Annotated in this window: 22 protein-coding genes; 4 read left to right on the top strand and 18 right to left on the bottom strand. The window is 50.6% G+C overall.

Annotated features, from left to right (window positions below):
* Positions 1–114: 114 nt before the first annotated feature.
* Complete coding sequence (locus tag V3C10_03040) at positions 115–681, bottom strand: DUF2441 domain-containing protein (protein ID WVP62813.1); 567 nt, start codon at positions 679–681, stop codon at positions 115–117.
* A 65-nt stretch (positions 682–746) separates the two neighbouring features.
* On the bottom strand, positions 747–1,295 hold the full coding sequence (locus V3C10_03035; protein ID WVP62812.1) for a CD3072 family TudS-related putative desulfidase: 549 nt from the start codon (positions 1,293–1,295) through the stop codon (positions 747–749).
* 318 nt (positions 1,296–1,613) lie between these two features.
* Here V3C10_03035 and V3C10_03030 point away from each other — a divergent pair, with 318 nt between their 5' ends.
* Both V3C10_03030 and V3C10_03025 read left to right on the top strand, forming a co-directional pair.
* Positions 1,614–2,213 (top strand): chromate transporter, encoded by a 600-nt coding sequence (locus V3C10_03030; GenBank protein WVP62811.1) that lies wholly within the window; start codon positions 1,614–1,616, stop codon positions 2,211–2,213.
* Positions 2,200–2,775, top strand: coding sequence for a chromate transporter (locus tag V3C10_03025; protein WVP62810.1), 576 nt, complete (start codon positions 2,200–2,202; stop codon positions 2,773–2,775). The genes V3C10_03030 and V3C10_03025 overlap by 14 nt, the downstream gene beginning before the upstream one ends.
* Before the next feature lie 185 nt (positions 2,776–2,960).
* On the opposite strand, the gene V3C10_03020 is transcribed toward V3C10_03025, so the two are convergent.
* From V3C10_03020 to V3C10_02945, 16 genes are all read right to left on the bottom strand, one after another.
* A complete protein-coding gene (locus V3C10_03020; GenBank protein WVP62809.1) occupies positions 2,961–3,839 on the bottom strand; it encodes a LysR family transcriptional regulator in 879 nt (292 codons plus the stop codon).
* Positions 3,840–3,909: 70 nt separating this feature from the next.
* Positions 3,910–4,743: an ATP-dependent sacrificial sulfur transferase LarE gene (larE, locus tag V3C10_03015; GenBank protein WVP62808.1), complete on the bottom strand. Its 834-nt coding sequence runs from the start codon at positions 4,741–4,743 to the stop codon at positions 3,910–3,912.
* A complete protein-coding gene (larC, locus tag V3C10_03010) occupies positions 4,730–6,145 on the bottom strand; it encodes a nickel pincer cofactor biosynthesis protein LarC (GenBank protein ID WVP62807.1) in 1,416 nt (471 codons plus the stop codon). Before larC ends, larE begins: the two co-directional genes overlap by 14 nt.
* Before the next feature lie 20 nt (positions 6,146–6,165).
* Positions 6,166–6,930: a nickel pincer cofactor biosynthesis protein LarB gene (gene larB / locus V3C10_03005; GenBank protein ID WVP62806.1), complete on the bottom strand. Its 765-nt coding sequence runs from the start codon at positions 6,928–6,930 to the stop codon at positions 6,166–6,168.
* A gap of 38 nt (positions 6,931–6,968) precedes the next feature.
* A complete protein-coding gene (locus V3C10_03000) occupies positions 6,969–7,571 on the bottom strand; it encodes an ATP-binding cassette domain-containing protein (GenBank protein ID WVP62805.1) in 603 nt (200 codons plus the stop codon).
* Positions 7,568–8,434 (bottom strand): ABC transporter ATP-binding protein, encoded by an 867-nt coding sequence (locus tag V3C10_02995; protein WVP62804.1) that lies wholly within the window; start codon positions 8,432–8,434, stop codon positions 7,568–7,570. The genes V3C10_03000 and V3C10_02995 overlap by 4 nt, the downstream gene beginning before the upstream one ends.
* 107 nt (positions 8,435–8,541) lie before the next feature.
* The gene (locus V3C10_02990) at positions 8,542–9,360 is read right to left on the bottom strand and encodes an ABC transporter permease (GenBank protein WVP62803.1); all 819 of its coding nucleotides are present in this window, start codon (positions 9,358–9,360) and stop codon (positions 8,542–8,544) included.
* A complete protein-coding gene (locus tag V3C10_02985; GenBank protein ID WVP64564.1) occupies positions 9,357–10,328 on the bottom strand; it encodes an ABC transporter permease in 972 nt (323 codons plus the stop codon). The genes V3C10_02990 and V3C10_02985 overlap by 4 nt, the downstream gene beginning before the upstream one ends.
* Before the next feature lie 180 nt (positions 10,329–10,508).
* The gene (locus V3C10_02980) at positions 10,509–12,158 is read right to left on the bottom strand and encodes an ABC transporter substrate-binding protein (GenBank protein ID WVP62802.1); all 1,650 of its coding nucleotides are present in this window, start codon (positions 12,156–12,158) and stop codon (positions 10,509–10,511) included.
* A gap of 418 nt (positions 12,159–12,576) precedes the next feature.
* The gene (locus V3C10_02975; protein ID WVP62801.1) at positions 12,577–13,536 is read right to left on the bottom strand and encodes an HD domain-containing protein; all 960 of its coding nucleotides are present in this window, start codon (positions 13,534–13,536) and stop codon (positions 12,577–12,579) included.
* A gap of 99 nt (positions 13,537–13,635) precedes the next feature.
* Entirely contained in the window at positions 13,636–14,958 is a 1,323-nt protein-coding gene (locus tag V3C10_02970) for a trypsin-like peptidase domain-containing protein (protein WVP62800.1), read from the bottom strand.
* A 239-nt stretch (positions 14,959–15,197) separates the two neighbouring features.
* Positions 15,198–16,703, bottom strand: a complete 1,506-nt coding sequence (gene nhaC / locus V3C10_02965; protein WVP62799.1) for a Na+/H+ antiporter NhaC — start codon at positions 16,701–16,703, stop codon at positions 15,198–15,200.
* 23 nt (positions 16,704–16,726) lie between these two features.
* Complete coding sequence (locus tag V3C10_02960; GenBank protein WVP62798.1) at positions 16,727–16,993, bottom strand: ferredoxin family protein; 267 nt, start codon at positions 16,991–16,993, stop codon at positions 16,727–16,729.
* A gap of 3 nt (positions 16,994–16,996) precedes the next feature.
* On the bottom strand, positions 16,997–18,631 hold the full coding sequence (locus tag V3C10_02955) for an FAD-dependent oxidoreductase (protein ID WVP62797.1): 1,635 nt from the start codon (positions 18,629–18,631) through the stop codon (positions 16,997–16,999).
* A 183-nt stretch (positions 18,632–18,814) separates the two neighbouring features.
* Positions 18,815–19,795, bottom strand: coding sequence for a 2-keto-3-deoxygluconate permease (locus V3C10_02950; protein ID WVP62796.1), 981 nt, complete (start codon positions 19,793–19,795; stop codon positions 18,815–18,817).
* A 696-nt stretch (positions 19,796–20,491) separates the two neighbouring features.
* Positions 20,492–21,382, bottom strand: coding sequence for a LysR family transcriptional regulator (locus V3C10_02945; GenBank protein WVP62795.1), 891 nt, complete (start codon positions 21,380–21,382; stop codon positions 20,492–20,494).
* A gap of 368 nt (positions 21,383–21,750) precedes the next feature.
* Here V3C10_02945 and V3C10_02940 point away from each other — a divergent pair, with 368 nt between their 5' ends.
* Positions 21,751–24,156 (top strand): endonuclease MutS2, encoded by a 2,406-nt coding sequence (locus tag V3C10_02940; GenBank protein ID WVP62794.1) that lies wholly within the window; start codon positions 21,751–21,753, stop codon positions 24,154–24,156.
* 11 nt (positions 24,157–24,167) lie between these two features.
* Positions 24,168–24,881, top strand: a complete 714-nt coding sequence (locus tag V3C10_02935) for a response regulator transcription factor (protein ID WVP62793.1) — start codon at positions 24,168–24,170, stop codon at positions 24,879–24,881.
* Positions 24,882–25,249 lie beyond the last annotated feature (368 nt).

The raw sequence follows: 25,249 nt of genomic DNA, 5'->3' as shown, positions 1-25,249 counted from the left end.
ATCTTATCCGGAAACTCCCGGAATGATAAGGAAAATAAAACTTATTTTATATCAAAAGAGCCGCAGGTACAATCCTGTGGCTCTTTTGATATATGCCCTGAAAAATACAGTCCCTTATGTATTTGCATTTATCTCTTTTACAATCTCCATCACTTCTATATCGCCGTCGGCCAATATCTCCCTGATAGGCGGCTCTCCCTGCAAGTTGGGAAGATTCTTCCAGTAACGTTCCGCCAGTGACAGATTCTCATTTTCATCGGGCACCGCATCAAAACAATTATTTGCATCGCCGGTGAACAGATTTCCCCTGATCCTCAGCTTTACAATCGAATAAGTCGGTCTACCCCATGCGGTAAAAAGCCCGGCCCACTTTTCGGCCTCCTCCGGGCTGTCCGAAACATACAGGCAGCTCATTCTGGATGGAAATTCGGGATACTTCAGCTTCCGCACTTTTTCCAGCGCCAATTCCCTCATCGCCACTCTTGTATGATGTTCCAGAGTTTCTGCTTTATAGTTTTGCGGGTGGGCGTAGATATCCTGCACGATATCCAGCTTTTCATATACTCTTTGATAAACACCGCTGTGGTGTGTTTCATTAAAAAGTATATGCTGCCCCTTTATAACAGGCCTGTCCGTAACGACATGCCAGGCGGTTATTTCCTTCACGTATTCACCTCTCAATTTATAAATTCTCCTGCATATTTCAGCAGGCAACCGTAAATAGCTGTAAACTATCACTCATCGGTTTAAACCGCTCCTCCCAGTAACTGCCCTATTTTCTCCTCAATCCGGTCAGTATCTTTAATTCCAATCATCGCAATACGGATATTTTCTTTTTCAAGCCTCGCCCCCAGCTCCTCCATAAACACACCCCTGCCGCTTATTTCCTGATTAAAGTCAGAGGTTGTCTCAATACCGCAGTTCGGAGAACGGTTCGCCCCTACGATACCGACTATCTCAAAACCGTGGCTGTGATATTCCGTAATCTGGCGTATTACCTGTTCCACTAAATCCAATAATTTTTTATGCATGTCTGTTTTCAGCATCTCCCTGCGGATCCTGGTGTTTTCCTCCACAACCGGGCTGTCCGCTCCCGATTTATTGCCTCTGTCGAGTCCCAGACAGCAGAGTTCCGGACAGGGAAGCTGTACAATTCCGATGTCCCTGTCCAGAAATAGTCTGATAACCTCCTTAAATGCTGCAGGATATACGGCCGTACCGTCTGATATTGAATTTTGGTTTAGTAAACAGTGCGCAATAAAAACAACCTTTTTACTTCTTTTGTCCGTAAACATATGCTTTCCCCTTCCGCCATATGGCATAATAAAAGTATATCACAAAACTGAAAGTTAAGTTATTTTCTTTCGGAACTTGAAAATCTTTTTATTTTTTATTATCGTACCTGCTTTCATTTCATTCCTCTTTCTTCCATATAAGAAGCCTTCTGTTAAACAAAGTTCCAGGTTTGCTTATGAATCTAAAATTAATAGGTATTTACTTATTAATTATATTATCTTTATGTATTTTACATATTAATTGTTATGAAATATAATCCAACTATCGAATTCGACAAGCACAAAAAGGAATGGAATAAAAAGGAGAAGGAAACGATTATGAATAAGAAGGCAGACGTTAAGACGTTATGGATTCTGTTTAAATCAATGTTTGTTTTAAGCGCATGTACCTTTGGCGGCGGTTTCGTCATTGTGTCATTAATGAAAAAGAAATTTGTGGAGGAGCTTAAGTGGCTGGATGAGAGTGAGATGTTAGATATCACGGCAATCACACAGTCCTCGCCGGGACCCCTTCCGGTCAACGCTTCTGTTATTATCGGATATAGAATGGGCGGCATTATCGGCTCGCTGACGGCTATCCTCGGCACCATTATACCGCCGATGTTAATCATCTCCGTCATTTCCATGTTTTACACGGAGTTTCGTACCAATACCTACATTGCAATCGCCCTTCAGGTCATGAGGGCCGGAGTTGCTGCGGTTATCATGGATGTGGTTTGGAATCTGGCGGCCAATGTATGCAAGACAAGACGTTTCCTGTATGTGGGGATGATGACGGTCTCTTTCACCGCAACATTTTTCCTGGGCGTCAGCGCCATGGTAGTCATCTTAGTCTGCCTGGGTATCGGCCTTGTGGATCTTGGAATCACTATGAGAAAACAGTCAGGAAAGAGGGAGGAAGCATATGCTGCTGATTAAATTATTTTTAAGTTTTATCCAGGTAGGACTTTTTAGTGTCGGCGGAGGCTATGCCGCAATCCCGCTGATTCAGAACCAGATTGTAAATATCCACGGCTTAATGACGCTGGAGGAATTTACCGACTTAATTACAATCGCAGAAATGACGCCCGGTCCGATTTCCATCAACTCATCGACCTTCGTCGGCATGAGACTTTCAGGGCCTTTTGGCGTAATTCTCTGTACGCTGGGCTGCATTATACCGTCATTTATCATCTGTCTCACACTGGCACATTTTTATTATAAATACCGCAGCTTCTCAGGCGTTCAGACCGTACTCGGCGCACTGCGTCCGGCCGTTGTGGCACTGATTGGGTCGGCCGGACTGTCCATCCTGTTACTGGGACTTTTCCAGTCCGGGCTTCAGGGCGCAAGGCTTGAAAATTTCCATGTGATTGAATGTCTTCTTTTCATCGGAGGCCTGTATCTCCTCCGGAAAAAGAAAGCCGGTTCCATTTCCGTAATCCTCGGCAGCGGCGTCGTAGGAACCGTTATGTACCTGGCCACCGGCCTTGCACTTTAAATCCATTAACAAGGGAAATACGAACATGAAAGCGTATTCAAAAAATAATTCCCGCCGTCTGTTGCAAAATGAGGCATACAGACAGCGGGAATTATTTTTGCAATTTGCACCGGTGTTCTAAATAGAAGGCGCCATCAAACTGATTGTAAACGTGTCAGCACGCTAGAGCGTGTTTGAAAATTGCTCTAGGGCTGAACCGATGCACAGATTTCTATAAACCGCTCCATGGATTGGGAGATAAATTTATTTTTGTGGTAAATCAGTTTGATTTTTCTCTTCATCCGGATATTTTCTACGTTCAGGGCGTGAACCTCACCGCGGGCTATCTCCTTTTCAATCACCAGCCTGGAAAGGATGGCAATCCCCTCTCCGTTCATCACCGCCTTTTTGATCGTCTCGGTATTACTGCAGCTCCACTTATTTTTCATCCTGATTTCATGTTCCAGCAGAAACTGTTCAAACTGGTTGCGCTCCACGCTTCCCGTTTCCCTGGAAATCAGGGCGTGGCCGGTCAGTCCGCCCAGCGTAATGTCGGGATGGTCAAACAGCTCGTGCTCCGGTCCCACGACGAGCATCAGTTCATCGTCACAGACGTCTTTCTTCACCAGCTCCGCGCTTCTCACAATTCCCTCTACTACGGCAATATCCAGTTCACTTCTTTGAATCATCCCCTCGATGGCCGCCGTATTGTCCACGACAACGCGGACATCGATACCGGGAACCGCTTCTTCCAGGCTCTTTACCAGCGACGGAAGCAGCCTGGTTCCGACGGATACACTGCCTCCTACGCGTATCATATTGCCTGCGGAGGTATCATTTAAGAATCCCTCCATGTTTTCAAAAGAGTCAATGATATGTCGGGCATAGGGAAGCAGTTTCCGGCCCGTTTCGGTAATATAGACTCGCTGTGACAGGCGCTCAAAAAGCTTCACATTATAATATGACTCCAGCTCCCGCACCGCCTGGCTGACGGAGGGCTGTGAAATGTGCAGCCTGTCCGCCGCGGCCCTCATCTTCCCGCAGTCCGCAACCGCAACAAATATCTGTAAATGTCTTATCGTCATATCATCTTCTCCTCTGCAGCCGGACTGTGCCAATCACGGCATTCATTGTTTCTGGTTGATTTCAAAATTTTCAAACATGCTCCAGGATGGGCAGGTCCATACTCCCGGAACGGAATCCTTCCAAATCCAGCGTAATATAGCAAAATCCCAGTTCCTTCAGTTTTTTGCAGACCTCGTCCCGCTTTTCAATGGCCGCAGTCATCTGCTCCGGATCCAGCTCCAGCCTGACCGTATCCCGGTGCAGGCGCAGGCGGACGTTGCCCCGGAATACGGTGCGCAGATATTCTTCCCCGGCCTCTATTTTCCTGAGAATTTCATAGTCTAACTTTGCTCCGTAGGGCAGGCGGGTCGCCATACACGGGGTAGAAGGCCGTGATGCAACCGAAATAGAAAGTTCTGCGGCCAGCTCCTTGACCTCTTTTTTAGTGATGTGGCAGAGGGCAAGGGGGCTGATGATTCCAAGTTCTCTAAGCGCCCGGATGCCGGGACGGTATACATGCATATCATCCTCATTCGTGCCATCCAGTATACAGGCAATGTTCTTTTCCCGGGCAAAATCGAGAAGCGTTGAGAAAAGATGCTTTTTACAAAGGTAGCACCGCTCCGGGGGGTTGTCTTTCATCCCCTCCATCTGAAGCTCATCCACCTGAATCACAATATGCTCCGCTCCCATTTCGTCCGCCACTCTTTTTGCCGTATCCAGATCACAGGCAGGATGGAGCATCGTATTAAAGGTCACCGCATAGATGGGGTTTCCGTATTTTCTTCCGCTTTCACAGGCCAGCTTCAGCAAAAGGCTGCTGTCTACCCCGCCGGAAAAAGCGAGGCAGACAGGAGCTTTTGCATATTCGTCTATCATCTGTTTCAGTCTGTCCGTGTTCCGTTTTGTATCACTCATGGGCATCCTCTTTCAAAGCGTGATATACTTCCGTAAAAGCAAGTCCCCGCTCGCGGCAGATTCTCCGTACACTCTCATATTCGGGATAGAAATACTCCACGCCTGCGTTACGGCTGACCTTGACATCGGCTGCGCCGTAACGTGTTTCCACGCGTCTGACTTCCCGTTCCAGAACCGTACGCTCCACAGGCCAGCGGCGGATTCCTATCGTTGTCGTATGGGCGAATACGGCCGCCTCCAATGCCTCTCTCTTATCATCGGTGCAGAGAATGCGGAGCACATAGGCGGGACGGTTCTTTTTCATGTAGGCCGGGGTATACCATACATCCCTTGCCCCCTCCTCCATCAGACATTCCATGACAAAGCCCAGGGCCTCACCCGTACAGTCGTCCATGTTCGTTTCCAGAATCCAGAGTTTTTCCTCTGTATTCTGCTGATTTTCTCCTGTACCCTGCCTGTTTTTTTCTGGTTTACGCCTGTTATCCTCCGTGGGACGGATCAGCATTGCCCTCAGAATATTCGCATTTTTAAAATCCTTATTTCCGGCTCCGACGCCTATCTTTTCAATTACATAGTGCTCCGGCAGCTCCTCCTCCGTGCGGAGTGCGGCGGCAATCGCTGCGCCGGTCGGTGTTACCATCTCCCCGTCGTTGTCCGTCAGTTTTAGTTCCAGTCCGTGTGCCGCGGCAATATTGGCAGTGGCCGGAACCGGAACCGGCATCACGCCGTGCTGGCAGCGGACATAGCCTTTTCCTTCTGCCAGGGAGGATACCGCCACTTTTGTAATTCCCAGATCGTGGAGACATACCGCCACGCTGATGATATCCACAATGGAATCGACGGCTCCCACCTCGTGGAAGTGCACCTCTTCTATCGGCAGTCCGTGCGCCTTTGACTCTGCTTCCGCTACGATTTGGAACATCTTTTTCGCCAGATCCCTGACCGGCTCCCCGGCGTTCATCCGATCGATGATTGAGAAAATATCGTGGATATTTCTGTGGATGTGTGGATGGCTGTGAGCGTGGTCATGGCCGTGATCATGAGTATGGTCGTGATCATGAGTGTGCCCGTGGTCATGAGTGTGCCCGTCGCCGTGATCATGCCCGTGGTCATGGGTATGGCCGTCGCCGTGATCATGCCCGTGGTCATGACCATCTTCACCATGTCCATGATCCACTTCATCCTCCAAATGCACATCAAAGTCATAGGCATCGATACCGCATTTCAGTTTTCTCCCAAAATGAAGATGATATCCCTCCACGCCCAAACTCGCAAGCGTGTCCTCAAGAACGTTTCTGCTGGCTCCAAGATCCAGAAGAGCCCCTACTGTCATATCCCCGCTGATACCGGAATAGCATTCCAGGTACAGCCATTTTTCCTCTTTATTCTGGTTTGTATTTCCGCTCATTCTTCTCCATCCTTCCTTCGTCAAATCCCGCTTTCGTGTCCGTGTCCCACTGCCAGTCTGTTAATCTGCGCCGCAAGGTATCCGGCGCCGTAACCATTGTCAATATTCACTGTGGATATCCCGTTGGCACAGGAATTGAGCATGGTAAGTAATGCCGACAGTCCGTGGAAGCTGGCCCCGTAGCCGACCGATGTCGGAACTGCGATCACCGGATTCTCCACCAGCCCGGCCACCACGGTTCCCAGGGCGCCCTCCATGCCCGCAATGGTAATGACACAGTTCGCCTTTATAATCTGCTCCCGTTTGGAAAGAATTCTGTGTATTCCAGCAACGCCGACGTCATAAATTCTGTCCACTTGGCATCCAAAGAATTCCGCCGTCTGGGCCGCCTCTTCCGCCACGGGAATATCGGCCGTTCCGCCCGTACAGACGGCAACACAGCCCTTTCTCACCTTGCCCTCCGGTTCCACCTTCAGTATGCGGGATATCGGGTCATAAACAATTCCGGGGATTTTCTCCCTTACCAGTTCATACTGCTCCGCTGTGGCCCTTGTTCCCATCACCTCGCCGTTTTCACGGTACAGCGCAGCAAATATCTCCGCCAGGTACTGATCCGGTTTTCCCTGGCAGAATACGGTCTCCGGAAATCCGGAACGAAGCTTTCTGTGCAGATCCAGCTTTGCATAACCTAAATCTTCGTATGGAAGGTTTTTAAGCATTTCCTCCGCCTCGAGGGTGGACAGTGTGCCCGCCTTCACCTGTTCCAACATCATTTTTACGTCCATTTGTTCCTCCTGTATGAAGCGTGCCGCCGCTTATCTCACTACACTAAATTGATCTTTCTCGTACAGACTCTGTCCGTCAGGCTGTCGGAGTGGCTGACCACCAGCATTCCGATTCCCCTCTTTTCCGTCTCTTCTATCAGTGCATGCCAGATGGCGCTCTGAGTCACCATATCAAGCATCGTTGTTATCTCATCCGCCAGCAGAATTTTCGTTCCCTCTCCGAGCGCTCTTGCAATGCAGAAACGCTGCAGCTCACCGCCCGAAAGCTCCGAGGGAAAACGGTCAAGCCATTCCTGCCTGATTCCCAGTTTATCCAGTAATTCCGAAGAAATCCGGCCTCCCTCTTTTAAGACGCGCGCCATCTTCCAGCGCGGGTTCACCGACTGCTCCGGGTGCTGCCATATCATCTGGACCGGCAGTCTTCCTCTGAAACGTACAAGCTCCGTTCCGTCAAGCAGGACCGTCCCTGAATCCGGTTTCTCATAACCTGCCAGAATCTTGCAGAATGTGGTCTTCCCGAATCCGCTGGGCGCCGCAATTCCGACGCGCTCCCCGCTCTCAACCGAGATGGACACCCTGTTTAAAATCTGACGGCTTCCGGTATCATAGCGGAATGAAATGTCTTTCGCTTCCAGTTTCACCGCATCACCTCCAAACGCGCCATTTCCACGGCTCCATCCGGCGCCTGGACTCCATTTCCCGACACTGCGCCTCCGTATTCGGGCACTGTGAAACCGTGTTCCGGCATCGCATAATATAGCGCCTTTGTGTAAGGATGTGTGAGTCTCTCCGGACAGTTAAAATCCTCCGGCGTTACTTCCTCTATAATCTCTCCCTCATAGAATACCATAATTCTGTCCGCTGTTTCCAGTGCCAGTTCCAGATCATGGGTAATAAACAGGACCGCAGCGCCCTCGCCGGCAATTTCCCTGAAATGTCCCATGACGCGTCTGGCCGTATTCAGTTCCAGCCCCGGTGTCGGCTCGTCCGCAATCACCAGGCGCGGATTCTCCATCAGGGCCGACGCGATCAGGACCCGCCTTGCCATTCCTCCCGACAGTTCAAAGGGATAGAGTTCTTCCGTCGCTTCATCCAGGCCGAACCGCGAAAGCAGCTCTCTGCATCTCTCCCTTGAAACGCCGTCTTTTTTTCCTTTTCTTATCTGTTCTCCGACCCTCATCAGAGGATCCAGATAGGATACGCCCTGCGGTACCAGGGCAATCTCGCCTCCGCGCAGTGATTCCAGCCTTTTTTCAGTGAGGCGCTCACCTCTGTACAGGATCTCCCCGGTAACCCGGCAGTTATACGGCATGATGCCGAGAATCGCATGGGCCAGCAGGCTTTTTCCGGAACCGCTGGCTCCCACGACTGCCGTCATTTCCCCTTCGCGCAGAGTGAGGTTCAGATTTTTAACCGGGGTAAGCGTCCGGCGGCTGAGTCCCTTCCCGTACTGGGTAAATGAAATCCCCAGCCGATGGACTTCCAGTATTGTTTCATTCGGCATATTACTTCCTCCCTGTCACGATTTATGTTCGCACCTTGCGTGATATTACCCGTGGACAGTAACATCACAATTTCCGTTACCGGCCGCTCTGCACCCACCGGTCCGCGCTACTCATGGGCGCTCCCCGGATCCAGCAGGCTGCTTATGCTCTGTCCCAGCCCCTGGAAAATGAGGACCGTCGCCACCAGGGCCGCACCGGGAAATACGGCCAGCCACCATTTCCCGGTGATCAGATACTTCATACTCTCCGAAAGAATAATGCCGATGGCCGGTTCCTCCGGCGGAAGGCCAAAGCCCAAAAAGGTGATGGACGCCTCATGCAGAATCGCGTGGGGAAACATGAGGACCAGACCGGTGAGAAACTGCGGAATTAGGTGCGGCAGCATATGTTCGGCCGCTATCCTCCACCTGCCCATTCCAAGCCGTTCCGAAATCTTCACATACTGGCTGGCCTTAAGCTGAAGGACCTCGGCCCTGATAAGTCTTGCCAGGGAAGGCCAGTGTGTCAGGGCAATGCCGATGGCCACCCCGGTAAAACCTTTGCCGCAGGCAAATGAAATTAAAATCAGTAAAAGCATATGGGGAATTCCCATCATCGTGTCAATCAGTCCCGACACCGCCATATCGGCCGCCTTCCCGAGAACCGCAGCCGCCGTTCCCAGAACCAGGGCAATTACCGCGCTGGACGCAGCCGTTACGACACCGAGGCGGATGCTCATGGAAAGACCGGCCACCGTCCGCTTCAGCATATCCCGCCCCAGCCAGTCGGTGCCGAAGAGATAGTCGGCGCACGGTTTTAAGTTCTTTCTGGAAAAATCGGTTACCAGCGCGTCACTCTCCCAGATATGCCCAAGGACTGCAACGAGAAAGAGAATCAGGGCAAATGCGAAAACGGCGGTCAAGGTTCTGGCTCTTCTGTTATTCATAGAACCTCCCCCTTTCCTGCCGCTCTCTTCCTGTCCCGCTTCATTCTCGGATCCACGGCGTAATAGAGCAGATCGGCCGTAAAATTGCCAAGGAATACGACGGCCGCACTGATCAGGGTAATCCCTAAGAGCAGAGGCACATCACTCCCCAGACCGGCCGTAATGGCAGCCTGCCCGAGACCCGGGTAAGAGAAAACCTGCTCCACGAGAACGGAGCCGCCGAATATCTCACTGATGGAGGCAAACTGTAGCGTAATGACGGGCAGAAGGATATTTCTGAGCCCGTGGCGCCTCACGGTCTGCCACTGGGACTCTCCTCTCGCCCTGGCATAAAAAATGTAGTCGCTCTCTAAGACTTCTATCATTTTACTCCTGGTGTGCATGGCAATATTGGAAACACCGGTCAGGCCGAGCGTCAGTGCGGGCAGTGCGGCATGGATAAGCCGGTCGCCAAGCGTCACTTCCGATGCGGCGACTCCCACGGGAACGCTGAAACCGATAGGGAAAATGGGAAACCGGATGGCAAAGACTAAAAGAAGCACCAGCGCCAGCCAGAAGGCAGGCGTACCGGCGATTACCATGCAGTATGCCGTCACCGCCTTATCCTGCCACTTTCCCTTTTTCATAGCGGCCACAACACCGAGGGCCGTTCCGACGACGCCCGAAAAAATCCAGGCGGACACCATCAGCCAGGCGGAATTTGCAAATTTCTCCCCGATGACCTCTAAAACCGGCCTGCGGTAGAGCAGGGAGGTGCCGAAGTCGCCACGGCAGATGCCGGAAAACCAGTTTGCAAACCGTTCGCCGGCAGGCACCGTGACCCCCCAGTATTCTTCCAGCCTCTTAATCTGTTCCTCCGACATGGAACCGAGCGCCGCCTGTCCCACATTTGTTCTAAGCGGATCCACGGGCGAGATGGAAATCAAAAAAAACGCCGCCGCACTCACAGCCAGCAGTAGTATTACCATCCGTATCACGCTTTTTGCCAAAAATGTACCATACCGTCCAGTCACTGTTTTCTTCCTTCTTCCTGTTCATCCCGGCAGGGAATTCTATATAATGGCCCGCTGCTCCGCCCTCTTCCGGCAAAACAGTGAGCGCCATTCTGAATTCCCGCGCCGGGATGGATGTCTTATCACTCTTTTTTCTTATTCCCAGCTCCACTGATCCACATTGTTTACAATAGACCAGCCGTGGCCGTGGGGATGAAGTTTCTGTTCGGCCACATGGAGGCCGTCCCTCTCCCAGTAAAGATGGTCGATATTCACAAGCCAAATCCACGGAATATCACCTTCCTGTGTAATGCCTGTGGTTCCGTCCCACTGCGCCTTTTTCCAGAGCTCCAGGGAACCTTCCAGATTTGTGCTTGCCAGCGCCTCATCCATATACCGGTCAACCGTCTCATTCGCATAAGGTGAATAAGATGCGAGCCCCGTATCTTTCATCGTGTGGTAGATGTTATAAAGCTCCATCGGAGTATGCGCTCCCCAGCCCCATAAGAGCGGCTGTGACTGTGCCTCGTCATAGGCCGTATCCCAGCCCGTTCCCCGGGAGGCAGCTTGAATGCCCAGTTCCTTTAACTGGTTAGCCGTATCCGCTGCCAATGCCTGTCTGACGGAATCATCCGCCGGATAGATAAATTCGAGCTCCGCCTTCACTCCGTCCTTCTCCCTGATTCCGTCGGCGCCTGTCACCCATCCCGCTTCATCCAGCAGCCTGGCCGCCGCTTCGGGATCGTATGAAATCTGAGCATCACCGTTATACCACGGCATTTTATCGCAGACGCTGAACGCGGGGCTGCCGTATCCGTTTAAAACATTTCCTATCATCTCTTCCCTGTCGATTGCCAGGTTGATTGCCCTGCGGACCCTTACATCGGCCGTAAAATCATTGCCCACCGTGAGGCCGTCCAGTTCCGTCTTCGGTATTGCCGGAAGGTTGAAACCTCTGTTGTCAACCGTCTCGCAGGAAAGCAGATTATATCCCGCCGTCTCCTGATCGGTGTAGGAAGCGGCTGTGTAGGCCAAATCCACCTGTCCCGCTTTTACCGCTGCAAAGGCGGCATCCTCATCCATAAAGAGGACGGTCACCTGTTTCATCTTCGGCGCCTCCCCATAGTAGTCCGGGTTGGCCTCCAGGATGACCTGCTGTCCTCTGTCCCACTGTTTCAGGATGTACCGCCCGGAGCCAATCGGATTGCTTCCGTAGTCGGAACCGTAGGCATGTTCCGGCACAATTCCTGTTATGGCCATCGTGTAAGGCCAGATGGAATACGGACGCTCCATATGGAAGGCAACCGTAGTCCCATCCACCGCCTCGGCGCTCTCAAGCATGGTAAAATCGTTGACGGAACTTGTTTTCTTAAGCGTATTATAGGTAAATGCAACATCCTCCGCCGTCAGGGGCTCCCCGTCCGTAAATTTCACATCGTCTCGGATCGTGACGGTCCACGTCATTCCGTCGTCCGAGGCCTCCATGGAGGTTGCAAGGTCATACCCAATCCCCAGATCCGGTGTGGTCACGGTGAGGGTGCTCTGGATCAGAGGTTCATGGACGTGCTCTCCCGCTCCCCAGCCATACGCCGGATCAAACCCCGATTCCGGTTCGGAGTTCGTCGTCATCACCACTACGACGGAATCCTTCTTCGCTTCCGTTCCCGTTTCCTGTGCCTGCGTTCCGGACTCATTCGTCTCCGTTTTAGTTCCGGAGCTTTTCTCAGAACCGCCGGAGCAGCCCGTAAGCAGCAGCCCGGCCATGGCGGCAGCGGCCAAAAATGCAGTAATCTTTATTTTTTTCATTACCTGTTTCCCCTTTCAAACCATTTTAATTCGAACATAACCACTCAACCGTTAAAGGTAATTTTCCAGAAAAAAATACCAGAAAAGACTCTGTCCCTTGAGGACAAAAATACCTTCCTGGTATAATTTCATATTTTAATGTCATCCCATCTGCGGGCGACCTTTCAGTTATCACTTTTTTCTTACTATCTATCCCGCTTGTGCAGGAATCATGCCGGGTCTGAAGCGTGTTTGAAAATTGCTTTCCGCCGGAAGATTGAAGCAGCTTGTGCTGCCGGTTGAGACTATTATAATCTGACAGTCCCGCCCCGTCAATCCCAATTTACTGCGTTCTGTTACGGCAAAGACACCGTTTGTTACTGTTCACACCCCAGCTAAAAGCAGCTGTGCTGCGAACAATAACACGCTTCGCGAAATGCTAACTGTGAGCAGTAACTGTTGCCGTCTTCCTCACATTACTCTCCAGCAGACGGTTAAAACCGAGCCATTCATTGTTGTCGCCCGCTTTTTTGAGAAGCTCCGTCATTGTCTCCAGTTTTGCGTCCGTATTATCTGCAAATGCCAGAGCCAAAGCTTCCATTAATGCCGGTTTTTTCGGAGAACCGTATTCCAGCTCACCGTGGTGGGACAGAATGCAGTGTTTTAATTCCGATGCCGTCTTTTCCGGGAATCCGGCGATGGTGCGGATTCTCTCACCCACCATCTCGGTACCGATTATGATGTGGCCCAGGAGCTGGCCGTCATCCGTGTAATCATTCTCAGGAAATGCAGACAGTTCTTTTGTCTTGCCGATATCGTGGAACAGCGCCGCCGTCAGAAGCAGATCTCGGTTGATCATCGGATAGGTTCCCGAATAGTAATCACACAGCTTCATCACGCTCAGCGTATGCTCCAGCAGTCCGCCTACAAAACCGTGGTGAACGCTCTTGGCCGCCGAGTGGAAGCAGAATTGTTTCACAAAATCCTTGTCATCGATAAAATAGCTGCCTGCCAGCTGTTTCAGCCACGGATTCTTCATGGACAGGATGAGTGCGGTAAGATCCCGGTACATCTCTTTAATATCTTTGGAGCTGACCGGCAGATAATTGCTCTCTATGTACTCTCCCTCATCGGCCTTCCGGATTCTCTTCACATTCAACTGGTTGGAACCCTGGAATACGGTTACATCCCCGTCGATAAACACGTACTGCATCACTTCAAAGTTGCCGATTCCCGGGGAACTCAGATCCCAGATCTTGGAGTCAATAGTCCCTGTCTTATCCTGAAGCGTCATGGACACATACTCTTTTCCATTCTTCGTCAGAAGGATCTGTTTTGTCTTACACAGATACACATCCGAGATGCGCATCCCCTCGCGGAACTGCTCGATATATTTCATACTTTTCCTCTCTCTCCTCGTTAACAGAGAGCCTGACAAGTCAGGCTCCCACATAGTACTCTTGTATTACCTTCTTCATTTACGCCAGCCTTCTATCGTCTATCTGGCTCTTATTTCCACTTCAAACGGATCCAGCTCCTTGTAGCCGTCCGGGCCTTTTCTCATGATTTTTACCTTGACCCTGGTGCCGCAATGGGCGTTTTCTATCTGCATCTGGAGTTCCTTGAATGTGGTTATCTCTTTCTCACCGAACAGCGTTATGATATCGCCGTTCTGAATTCCTGCATCATAGGCAGGTCCTCCGGCCACCGCTTCTACCACGTAGACACCCTGCGGAAAACCGTTCTCCACCATGGTTTCGTTGACCTCCTGGCCTCTGACACCGAAATAAGGCACCTGGAACCCGTTGGTCATCTTCTCAATTACCGGCTTATAGTCGGATATCCCGACGGCCGCCGTCATCTTCTGGCTCTCCTCCGTCTTATAATCCTCGGAAGTCCATCCGATGATCTCTCCCGCCGTATTGAGCAGAAATGTACCCATGTTGGAATTACTGCTGATATCGGCATATAAAATTCTGGTAATGCCGTCCGTCATCTGAACATTTCTTGCTATATAGGAAACAGTTCCATATGTCATGGAGTGTACCTGTCCCGACGGACCGCCTGCTCCAATCACCATATCGCCCGCTTTCACCGAGTAGGAATTACCCAGAACCAGCACCTTTACATCTTTTCTGAGCTCTTCTCCCAGTTCCCCGCTCTTCACGCTGATAACCGCCATGTCCAGAACTTCGTCAATCTGTTTTGCCTGTCCCGAAACCCTGGTTCCGTCAAAAAACGTCACGGAAATCGAATCTGCCTGTCTGACCGCATCCGCGCTGGTAAATATCATATACTCACCGCTTGTCCTGGCAATTACCGCACCGGCATATTCACCGGTACTCTCAACCGGATTGCCGAAGAGATCGGTCTGCTGTTTCCCCGAGCTGATTTTTACAATTCCTTTATCCGCCTGAACCGCCACATCGCGAAGGGAACTGTAAAAGGAATTCAGGTTCTCCGGTGTAAAGCTGTAGCGGGTAAGCGCTTCTTCAATCGCCATCCGAAGCTCTTCCTCTTCGACCTTCAGGGGAACCGTCTCCTCCTCGGCCGTACTGACGGCTGTTGCCTCCGGATCATCCTTGGTAAATACAATTGATGTGCTTTCTTCCGTCTCTTCTTTGCCCAGATAACGGTCCGCCAAAGGTTTGGCCAGCACAAAACTGACAGCCGAGATCACGCCAAACAGCACCGCAAGGCACATAAGTATGAGGATGCGCTTTGCAATCTGTTTTTTAGACAACGGCTGTTTCACAATCTTTTCCCTCATAAATTCCCGGTTAACGGGATTTTTTTTCTCAGGTCCTTCCGTATCCGGCATATTTTTTCTCCTTTGAACAACATAACACTATTATACTTTTCTTCGTGGCGTTATGCAAGAAAATTTTCCCGGCTCAAAATATTACCATTTCAGAAAGCGTCTTTCCAAACACAAAGCGGCGCCGGACTCTCGTCCATACGCCGCTTTTATCTGATTCACTATGGTAATACTTTTTGCTGTCATTTCACTGAATATAGTATTAAATATCGTTTTGATAATAAGTAATGCAGTATTGGCTATTAATTTTCTGCCGCTCCTCCGGCTGCGCATAAGCCCTCGGCTTCCGCCGGCGCACCCTTCGCCTTATTCGGCTTTTCCGGGGCGACTCTCTTGATGCTGATACCCGTAATTGCATAGAAGATGGCAAACAGGAATCCCGTATAGTTCATGATGGCCCATGGCAGATAGTCAAGCGTTGCAACGCCCAGAGTGGCCGCCATGTATACAGCGCCGCCCGTCCATGGAACGAGCGCGGTGATTACGGTACCGGAATCTTCCAGCGTACGCGACAGGTTGCAGGAGGCAAGTCCCCGCTCCTTGTACACATCACCGAATAACTCGGCGGATACGATAATTGTCAGGTAGGAAACTCCTCCGATCAAGCTTGTAAGCAGGCTGGCCGCTACGGTACTGCAGATAATGCCTGAATCCGTTTTGACTTTGGTCTGGAGCTTCTGAAGCAGTACGTCGAGGCAGCCAGCACAGGAGATAATTCCTCCGAAAATATAGGCGCAGTATGTAATTAATACCATCTCCATCATACTGCTGATGCCGCCCCTGTTGACCAGCTTCAATACTCCCGGTATAATCGCCTCGGCATCAAAACCTGCCTTGTTAACCATAGTAACCTTAAAACCTGTAGCACAGGAATTGAAGACATCTACAAAGGAGAATCCCTGGATTCCCATTGCCAGGATACAGGCCACAACACTGGATATGAACATAACGGGCGCAGTCGGGTACTTCATGGCGCTGCCTATCAGGACGATGGCTAACGGCAGAAGCAGCAGGATGTGCCAGTTATAAATCTGGCTGAACTGAGACATCATCGTGGTGACGAGTTCGGAGTTTACGGCTCCGCCGGGGCTGTTAAAGCCCGCAATCAGGTACACAACAAGGCCCAGAAGGCTGGCTGGAAGCGTCGTCCACAGCATGTGTCTGATATGGTCGTAAATATTTGTATTTGTTACGGTGGATGCAAGAACCGTCGTATCCGACAGAGGGCTCAGCTTATCGCCGAAATAGGCTCCGGCAACAGCGGCTCCGGCCGTAATCGGCAGCGACATGTTAAGCGTTGCGGCAATACTCATAACAACGACACCCATGGTGCCCGCCGCTCCGTAAGACGTTCCCGACATTACGGCTACAATCGCCGTAGCTAAAAAGGCCGTGACATATAAGAACTTGGTGTTGATAATCTGGATTCCGTAATAAATCATCATCGGCAGGGTACCGGAAATCATCCAGGAGCCGATCAGCATTCCAACCGCCATCAGAATCATGATGGCTCCGGTGGAACGTCCTACTTTTTCAGAAATCGCTTCCTGCATATCCTCCCAGGTACAGCCGAGATAGAGAGCCACAAGGCCTGCGGCAGCGCCCGACATCAAAAGCACCATGGTCAGAGGCAGCTTAAGGACCGAGAAACCGACGCCGATAATAAACAGCATCAGAACAATGGGTAAAAGAGCAACAAACAGACTTGGCTGACGTTTTTCACGTGGTTTCGGTTTATCTTTTTTCATAGACGTTTCCCCTCTTTCAGATTTTAAACCCATTTTTTCCAGTCAAATTTATCGGGTTTATTGACGGCAGGCGTAAATGTCATAATATCATCACAGCAGGCCAGCGGTATGGTGTGGCTGATGGCCCCGAATTTACATTCCAGCGCGCACACGCCGCAGTGGCTGCACTCGTCGGGATATGCTATAAAAGGGGCATTCTTTTTATCATCCCAGCCAATCACATCGTTTGGACATTGATTATAGCATGCCTTACATTTTTTGCAATTGTCGTGAATAATTCTAACGCTCATAAATTATGCCTCCTTTAATTCCGGAATTTCGCTTGTGCTGAGCTCCATCTCATTGTTCTCACCTTTTTCCACAACCACCCACTTCTCCCACTTCGGATCGGTGTCCGGATAGTCGGCGCGGTAGTGCACATAATTGGCCAGATGGCGGAACCTCGTTTCCTTTCGGTAAAGAGAGGCCCTGATATGCATTTCCGCATAATCGATAATGCTTTTGACTTCACAGCAGCGCATCAGCTCATGAGGATTTGACGCCGTCATTTTGTCCGTAAAATTATTCTTGAGATCCAGGAGTTTTTCCAGTGCATACTCCATCATTTTTTCGTCCTTAAAGTATCCCACGTATTCCGTGATCAGCCCTCTTGCGGCCAGTTCCAGCTCCTTCGGATCAATGCCTTCCTCCCTGCCGAGCGGAGCCAGGATGGTATTTTCAAGTTCTTTCAGATACTCGGTGGAAACCTCCGGTTCTCCGGCCGTTTCCGCAAAAATGGATGCCTGTTCACCGGCGATATCACCGGTTACGCTGGCTCCTACAATCGCTCTCGCAAATGCCGTCGTCGCACCGGCTGCATACAGGCCAGGAACCGAGGTTTTCAGTGTTTCATCTACTAACGGGCCTCCCATGATACAGCAGGGATCCAGTTTCATCGGTATCAGATCTTTTCTCAAATCCAGTTTTCTCTGTTTAAACCATTGTTTTGTGATTGGGTATTCGTTGGACATCTCCCTCTCGTGCATCTTTATGACGTCCTCGGGAAGGTCCCGCAGATCCCAGTACAGCGGGCCGCGGCCCTCAATCAGTTCTTTCTGCATCAAGAAGCAGCGCATGACGCTCTCTTCCGGTGTATTCAGAATGACGTCGCCGTTGCGGTTTACGAGCTTTGCCATCTTGTCAAAGGGCTTCACCCCCACGATTCCGCCTCCGGCCCTCACCAGCACATAGTCCCAGTAAAGGAATTCCATGTTGACCATCTTGGCTCCCGCCCTGTAAGCCATTGCCTCGGCGTCGCCGGTGTTGGTCGGTGAAAAGTATGTATTATAGGGGCCGTCCGGGGCAATGTACTGCCTTGTCGTCTCCCCGGTTGAAAGTATCGTCGCTTTTGCAAGGAATGCCGTGAGTTCTCCGGTCCTTGTGTTCATTCCGATTGCTCCGACCACCCGGCCGTCTTTTTTCAGGAGTTCCACTCCCATTGTTCTCTCAAAAACCTGGGCATTTGTCTTTTCGACCGCCTGCCCCAGTTTTACCTTTGTATCCACGCCTCTGTATGAAACGCAGCAGTAATGGCGCTCCGGTATTCTCCAGATAAAATAGCTTCCGTCATCTTCCCTGACGGGAATGCCGAATTCTTCCATATCCTGTACGCGCTCATAAGCATGAACATCTACCGCCAGCGTAACGTTTGGATCCACCAGTTCTTTTTTGGATGTGGAAGCGTATTTTCTGGCTTCTTCATAGCTGATAGAATCCGGATGTACGCCGATGGACACATGATCCATGCCCGGTCCCACACTGCCTCCCCGCCGGAGTGTGGCTTTGTCAAGAATTGCTACGCTTTTTCCCATTTTCGCCGCTCTGATTGCAGCGAAACAGCCTGCGATTCCCCCGCCGATGACAAGTATGTCAGTTTTAACTACCTGCATAACCTTACCTCCCTGATTTACTTGTGTTATCAATTCACTTTCATTCATATCAAGCATGCTTTCGTCAGTAATCTGACTCTTTTCCGGACATTCAAACCAGCATTTTCAGGCGCCAATCTATTTACTAATGCTGACTTATTCTGTGCTTTAATTATCTAACACTGCGCCTTAGAAATCCAACAGTTATAAAGAGTCGGAGCCACAAATAAAATTTGTATCACTTCCGCCCTTTTCCCTCCTCCGGCGCCGCTTTTCCCAGAGTCCGGTAAGATAGGGAGTCAAAAGACATGACAGCGTCATTGCCAGGGCAAGCTGGGCCACTGCCGCCTCTGCATAGGGGGCATGGACCGGCAGCGCTTCCCCGACAATGGCCGGAATCGCCACGGCAGTCCCTCCTATGGTACAAGACGACAGCGCCGCGTATCCCGGCCGCCCCGCAAGCAGCCTGTCGGCAGCGAGCTGGGGAACCATTGTCACGACAGTGTAAATAAGCAGAATCAGAAGTCCGGCTCCCACCGACTCAAACGCTCTGAAGAGGTTTACAGAAGCTCCGAAACAAAAGCCGATAAAGGGCAGCATAATAGCAGTCCCTCCGGCCGTCAGTTCCGCTATTTTATTATCCAGATTTGCCAGCACAATTCCAAGTAGAAAGGGCACCAGAAGCGTAATGATTTCCCTGATGTCAAAGCCCCCACCGCTCAGCCCCAGCACCGCAATGGGCAGGACCGGCATGGAAATCAGACACAGAAGGCCAAATACGGAGGCGTCGATATCATCACCGTATTTCTTCACAAGGGCAAGGTAAACGGCCGGATTATTGTTGGATACGGCCGTGACCAGGGCCAGTGTGGAGATTCCGAGGAAACCTTCCGGACCAAAGTATTTCATCATAAAAAGACCTGCTGCAAAGGCCACCAGGATTTTGACTCCGACTAAAATGCCGCCTCTTCTAAGCGCCGTTCCCAGACTGGAAAGCTTGAGCTGGCTTCCTGAAAAAAACAAGAGAATGCCAATAATTGCCAGCGTCCCGTCCTTAAAAAGCGCCGTAGTCACTCCCCCTATTTCAAGCGCCCGCGGGAACAGCGTATTCACAAGCGCCGTGGCAAACATTGGTATCACCACCATCCCTCCCGGGAATCTTTCCATACGATCCAGTATTCTCATTTTTTTCTGCCTTTCCGCCCCCTCCTTTGAACCGGGAGTGCCGATTTTTTTACCGTGCTGCATCTGGTTCCATCATAATCTGTGGATTCTTATATGTAAAATCCATAGATTGAGTGCCTATCACAAGTAAAATTTGTTACTCCCGGCTTCAAAGTCCCTTTTCAGAGGTAATCAATATACGGCAATTCGGGAAAAAGGAGGTGCCGTATCTGAGAAAGGAAAGGGAGAGTGCAGCCGGATTCTACCGCCTGCACTCTCCCCTCATGGATTGGCAAACAAATTCTGCGCAGCATGCATTTAATGTTTGGAACTCTTACCATTCCCGGACTCTTACCATTCAACCTGCTCAGGAAACGCATCGTGCCGCATAATCCCCCACATCTTGTCTTTATAAGCAGGCGTGTAAAAATTTCCATAGTAATGAGAAATCCCATTTGCTTTGCCTCAATCACCAGATCCCGCAGTGTTTTTCCGTGATCCTGCCACAAAAGGTGATGTTGTTCACGGAACAGTGCCTGCATGACAAGTTACACTTGTCCGTCACAATTACCGTACCGAGAATCGGTAACTTTTTGCGGAAAACTACCGTCTTTACCGCAAAACCTGCTAAATAAAAAAAGAGCCCGGTTTCATTTGGCCCTCCATAAACCTGCCCGGCGGCCTTCTCCCGGCTGTCGGGCAGGTACCGGCATCCGCCTACAGACGCCGGTGTGAATTATTGTTGACAAAATCGATAAATACCTTGGCGCTGTGATCCAGTTTTTTCCCCTTCTTATAGACAATTCCGTACTGCCATACAAAATTGTCATCGGCAATGGGTACTCTGACACAACTGTTTTTATCCATGTCCTCGGCAATGTGGTCCATACATATAAATACATACGTATCCATCTTTACCATGCTCAGCAGAATGCTGATTTCCCCCGATTCCACTGCAAAGTCGGGAACCAGCCCGTGCAGGCGGTACCAGTCCAGGATTTTATAATAAATCTGATAGTATTTATTTAGTGAAACCAGCTTCTCCTCCTTCAGATCTTCCACCCCCAGCGCCTTCAGTGAGGCAAGCGGGCTGTTCCTGTTGATTACCGCACAGAGCTTTTCTTCCCTCAGGGGAAGATACTCTACCTCCGATTCATCATGGGGCCGCGGACAGAAGGCCAGATCAACCGAGCCGTTTAAGACGTTATCGACGCAGGTCGTATCCGGACTTTCAACAGCCCTGAAATCAAAATTGGGATAAGCATAACGGAACCGCAGCAGCATGTCCGGGGAACTCGCCTGCAAAACTCCCGGGGCCAGGCCGATCACCAGATGCCCCCTCTCATTGTTAAAACGCCGGTTGAGTTCCAGTGTCATCTCGTCGAAACTCTGAACCAGAGGGGTGCAAAGTTCCTTCAGCACCTTTCCCTCTTTTGTCAAAATGACGCCCTTGGAGGTGCGTTTAAACAGCATCTTGCCCAACTCTTCCTCCAGGATATTCATGGAGGTGCTGAGCGCCTGCTGTGAAAGAAACATGTTTTCCGCCGTTCTGGTAAAACTGCCTGTCTCGCACAAATCTAAGAAACGTTTCAGTTGCTTGATATCCATATACTCCCCCACCCCTTGCCGCCCCATATGCAGCCTGTCGTATTATCTTGTATTTTACTACTCCTGCGACATCTGAGTCAAGGCGAATACGGCGATACTACCATTATGGTATCAATGCCAAACGGCCGTGTTTTCTCCTCTTTCATAAAAATCGGCATAAATTTTCATCAAACGACACGTTTTTCCCCTATCTTAAGAAAAAGGACGGAATTAAGGGGTGGCACAACAGAAACTGGATATGATATAATGTGTGCGTAGCAGACATTATATCCCGGACCGAATGGCAGCCAACCTGTGACGGCTGTCATTATTTCAGCTCAGCAAATATTGAACCCCTAACTTAATTTTTTTATACAAGGTGAATTAAAATGAATCAAAAAGCACTTAAAACTTTAGAATACAATAAAATTATCAGCCAGCTTGAGGAATATGCATCGACCGAGATGGGTAAGACCTTCTGCCGTGAGCTGATTCCGTCATGCAGCCTGGAAGAGATACGTCAGAACCAGACTGAGACTACGGATGCGGTATCCCGCGTCCGCATGAAGGGCGGCCTTTCCTTCGGAGGCGTAAGGGACGTGCGCGGCTCTTTAAAACGTCTGGAGATCGGAAGCTCCTTAAACATCATCGAGCTGCTCGCCATAAGCTCCCTTCTGACCGTGACCGCCAGGGCCAAGGCCTACGGGCGTCACGAGGAATCGGATCTTACGGATGATTCCCTGGATGAGATGTTCCGGACTCTGGAACCGTTAACCCCGGTCAATGCGGAGATCAAACGCTGTATCGTCTCTGAGGATGAAGTCAGTGACGAGGCCAGCCCGGGACTTTCCAAAGTCCGTAAATCCATGAAGATTATTGCAGGCCGCGTCCACACACAGTTAAACTCTATCCTGAATTCCAGCAGAGCTTACCTTCAGGAGGCCGTAATCACAATGCGTGACGGCCGTTACTGCCTTCCGGTTAAATCCGAATATAAGAATCAGGTTGCCGGCATGGTGCACGACCAGTCCTCCACCGGTTCCACAATCTTCATTGAGCCGATGGCCATAGTGAAACTGAACAACGAACTGCGCGAACTGGAAATACAGGAAAAACGCGAGATTGAATTTGTACTGGCCGCCCTCTCAAGCGAACTGGTTCCCTATACCGAAACAATCGCCGTTAACCTGGAAATCCTGGCAAAACTGGACTTTATTTTTGCCAAAGCCGCCCTGTCCAGGCATTTTAACTGTACAGAACCTAAGTTTAATAACAGGAGGTACCTCAATATCAAGGACGGACGCCATCCGCTGCTGGATCCGAAGCAGGTTGTGCCCATCAATATTTATTTGGGAGACCAGTTCGATCTTCTGATCGTAACCGGTCCCAACACCGGCGGTAAAACCGTTTCCTTAAAGACAGTTGGCCTTTTCACCCTGATGGGACAGGCAGGCCTCCACATACCGGCGTTCGACGGTTCGGAACTGGCCGTTTTCGACGAAGTGTTTGCCGACATCGGCGACGAGCAGAGCATTGAGCAGAGTCTCAGTACCTTCTCCGCCCATATGACCAATATCGTCTCGATCCTGGAGCAGGCGGATTCCAATTCCCTCTGTCTCTTCGATGAGCTGGGAGCCGGAACCGATCCGACGGAGGGAGCCGCACTGGCCATTGCCGTGTTAAATTTCCTTCACAATATGACATGCCGGACTATGGCAACCACCCATTACAGTGAGCTCAAAGTCTTTGCACTGACCACCCCCGGCGTTGAAAACGCCTGCTGTGAGTTCAGCCTTGAAACGCTCCGCCCAACCTACAGACTTCTGATCGGTATCCCCGGCAAGAGCAACGCATTTGCGATCTCCAAAAAGCTGGGACTTCCCGATTACATTATAGAAGATGCAAAAAAGCATATTGAGAAGGAGGATGAGTCCTTCGAAGACCTGCTGGCCGATTTGGAGGACAACCGTGTCACGATCGAAAAAGAGCGTGCGGAAATCGCCTCTTATAAAGAACAGGTGGCAACTTTGAAGAAACGCCTGGAACAGAAAGAAGAACGTTTTTCAGAGCAGAAGGAAAAGATGCTTGCAAAGGCCCGTGAGGAGGCTCAGGCTATTCTCCAGGATGCCAAAGATACGGCGGATCAGACAATCCGCAGCATCAATAAGCTGTCCAGGGAATCCGGCGTAAGCAAGGAACTGGAGGCGGAACGCACCAAGCTGAGAAGTAAACTGAACGACGTGGATAAGAAACTTGCAATAAAACCCGCAGCTCCGAAAAAAGCGGTTTCCCCGAAGTCACTCAGGCTCGGAGACACTGTGAGGGTTCTCTCAATGAACCTCAAGGGTACGGTAAGCTCCCTTCCAAACGCAAAGGGTGATCTCTATGTCCAGATGGGAATCCTCCGATCCATGGTCAACATCAGGGATCTGGAGATGGTGGACGACAATTCCATCAGCGGCCCCGGAATCCCACAGGGCGGCCCGCGCAGCTCCGGAAGCAAAAATGGTGGCAGCGGCAGCAGCAAAATCAAGATGTCTAAATCCTATTCCGTTTCTCCTGAGATTAATCTGATCGGGATGACCGTCGACGAGGCGGTGCCGGCGCTTGACAAATACCTGGATGACGCCTATCTGGCCCATCTTCCGCAGGTCAGGGTCGTACACGGACGCGGCACCGGCGCACTGAAAGCAGGCGTCCACAGACATCTGAAGAATTTAAAATATGTTAAAGATTACCGCCTTGGTGAATTCGGTGAAGGCGATACCGGTGTTACTATCGTTACATTTAAGTAGGGGGTACAGAAATGGCAGAAAAACAGCGGATCCTCATCGTAGATGATGATTACAACATCGCAGAATTAATTTCACTTTATCTGACAAAAGAATGTTTTGAGACAAGAATTGTCGGAGACGGGGAGGAAGCGCTGAAGCTTTTCCCGGTCTTTGAACCTAACCTGGTACTTTTAGACCTGATGCTTCCCGGAATCGACGGGTATCAGGTCTGCCGGGAGCTTCGGGCCTCCTCGCAGGTCCCTATCATCATGCTGTCCGCTAAAGGCGAGATTTTTGACAAGGTGCTCGGTTTAGAACTGGGTGCGGATGATTACATGATTAAACCCTTTGACTCCAAAGAACTGGTTGCAAGAGTAAAGGCCGTCCTCCGCCGTTACCAGGCTGCTCCGCCTGCGGCGGCTCCACAGCCCACGGACCAACATGGCGATTTCGTCGAATACCCGGATTTAATTGTAAACCTGACCAATTACTCCGTCATTTACAACGGGCATTCCATCGAGATGCCTCCGAAAGAACTGGAGCTTTTATACTTCCTGGCCTCTTCCCCCAATCAGGTTTTCACGAGGGAACAGCTTCTGGATCACATATGGGGGTATGAATATATCGGAGATACCAGAACGGTTGACGTACATATTAAACGTCTGCGCGAGAAGATCAAGGATCATGACAAATGGGCTTTGACGACGGTATGGGGCATTGGGTATAAGTTTGAAGTGAAGCGGTGAGGGATTTAGTTGAGATGCGGGGACGCCTCTGTGAGATGGCGGACGGGGGAGTGGGTTGGATGGATGAGTCTTCAGTCCCGGTTTGTAGGTTGTGGTGAGGGGGAATCCGGAGAAAGACTTTCCTGCGGGGACTCGCTTTCGCTTGTGAAGCGCGCAGCGGATGCTAAGCTCGAAAGGACCTCGCTAAGCACCGGCGGGCTTCAAGGTCTCCCTCCGGAAAGTTTTTCTCCTCCTTCCCCCGGCAGGTTGTCGATGGGACTGAAGACTCAGCGAAGGGTGTTGCCCCGTCCGCCGGCTTCAGGGGCTGATTGTCTCTTTCGTCAAGTAAGGGGGAGGTATTGTCGCGGCCACTATGTAGTCGTGAATCT

The sequence above is a fragment of the [Clostridium] symbiosum genome (assembly GCA_036419695.1).
Taxonomy (GTDB): Bacteria; Bacillota; Clostridia; order Lachnospirales; family Lachnospiraceae; genus Otoolea; species Otoolea symbiosa_A.
This window is presented reverse-complemented; position numbering and strand designations above follow the sequence as displayed.

Coding starts and splice junctions, on each gene's coding strand:
- V3C10_03035 (WVP62812.1), bottom strand. CDS start 1,295: ATGTTTACGGACAAAAGAAGTAAAAAGGTTGTTTTTATTGCGCACTGT.
- V3C10_03030 (WVP62811.1), top strand. CDS start 1,614: ATGAATAAGAAGGCAGACGTTAAGACGTTATGGATTCTGTTTAAATCA.
- V3C10_03025 (WVP62810.1), top strand. CDS start 2,200: ATGCTGCTGATTAAATTATTTTTAAGTTTTATCCAGGTAGGACTTTTT.
- V3C10_03020 (WVP62809.1), bottom strand. CDS start 3,839: ATGACGATAAGACATTTACAGATATTTGTTGCGGTTGCGGACTGCGGG.
- larE (WVP62808.1), bottom strand. CDS start 4,743: ATGCCCATGAGTGATACAAAACGGAACACGGACAGACTGAAACAGATG.
- larC (WVP62807.1), bottom strand. CDS start 6,145: ATGAGCGGAAATACAAACCAGAATAAAGAGGAAAAATGGCTGTACCTG.
- larB (WVP62806.1), bottom strand. CDS start 6,930: ATGGACGTAAAAATGATGTTGGAACAGGTGAAGGCGGGCACACTGTCC.
- V3C10_02995 (WVP62804.1), bottom strand. CDS start 8,434: ATGCCGAATGAAACAATACTGGAAGTCCATCGGCTGGGGATTTCATTT.
- V3C10_02990 (WVP62803.1), bottom strand. CDS start 9,360: ATGAATAACAGAAGAGCCAGAACCTTGACCGCCGTTTTCGCATTTGCC.
- V3C10_02985 (WVP64564.1), bottom strand. CDS start 10,328: ATGGTAATACTACTGCTGGCTGTGAGTGCGGCGGCGTTTTTTTTGATT.
- V3C10_02980 (WVP62802.1), bottom strand. CDS start 12,158: ATGAAAAAAATAAAGATTACTGCATTTTTGGCCGCTGCCGCCATGGCC.
- V3C10_02975 (WVP62801.1), bottom strand. CDS start 13,536: ATGAAATATATCGAGCAGTTCCGCGAGGGGATGCGCATCTCGGATGTG.
- V3C10_02970 (WVP62800.1), bottom strand. CDS start 14,958: ATGCCGGATACGGAAGGACCTGAGAAAAAAAATCCCGTTAACCGGGAA.
- nhaC (WVP62799.1), bottom strand. CDS start 16,703: ATGAAAAAAGATAAACCGAAACCACGTGAAAAACGTCAGCCAAGTCTG.
- V3C10_02960 (WVP62798.1), bottom strand. CDS start 16,993: ATGAGCGTTAGAATTATTCACGACAATTGCAAAAAATGTAAGGCATGC.
- V3C10_02955 (WVP62797.1), bottom strand. CDS start 18,631: ATGCAGGTAGTTAAAACTGACATACTTGTCATCGGCGGGGGAATCGCA.
- V3C10_02950 (WVP62796.1), bottom strand. CDS start 19,795: ATGAGAATACTGGATCGTATGGAAAGATTCCCGGGAGGGATGGTGGTG.
- V3C10_02945 (WVP62795.1), bottom strand. CDS start 21,382: ATGGATATCAAGCAACTGAAACGTTTCTTAGATTTGTGCGAGACAGGC.
- V3C10_02940 (WVP62794.1), top strand. CDS start 21,751: ATGAATCAAAAAGCACTTAAAACTTTAGAATACAATAAAATTATCAGC.
- V3C10_02935 (WVP62793.1), top strand. CDS start 24,168: ATGGCAGAAAAACAGCGGATCCTCATCGTAGATGATGATTACAACATC.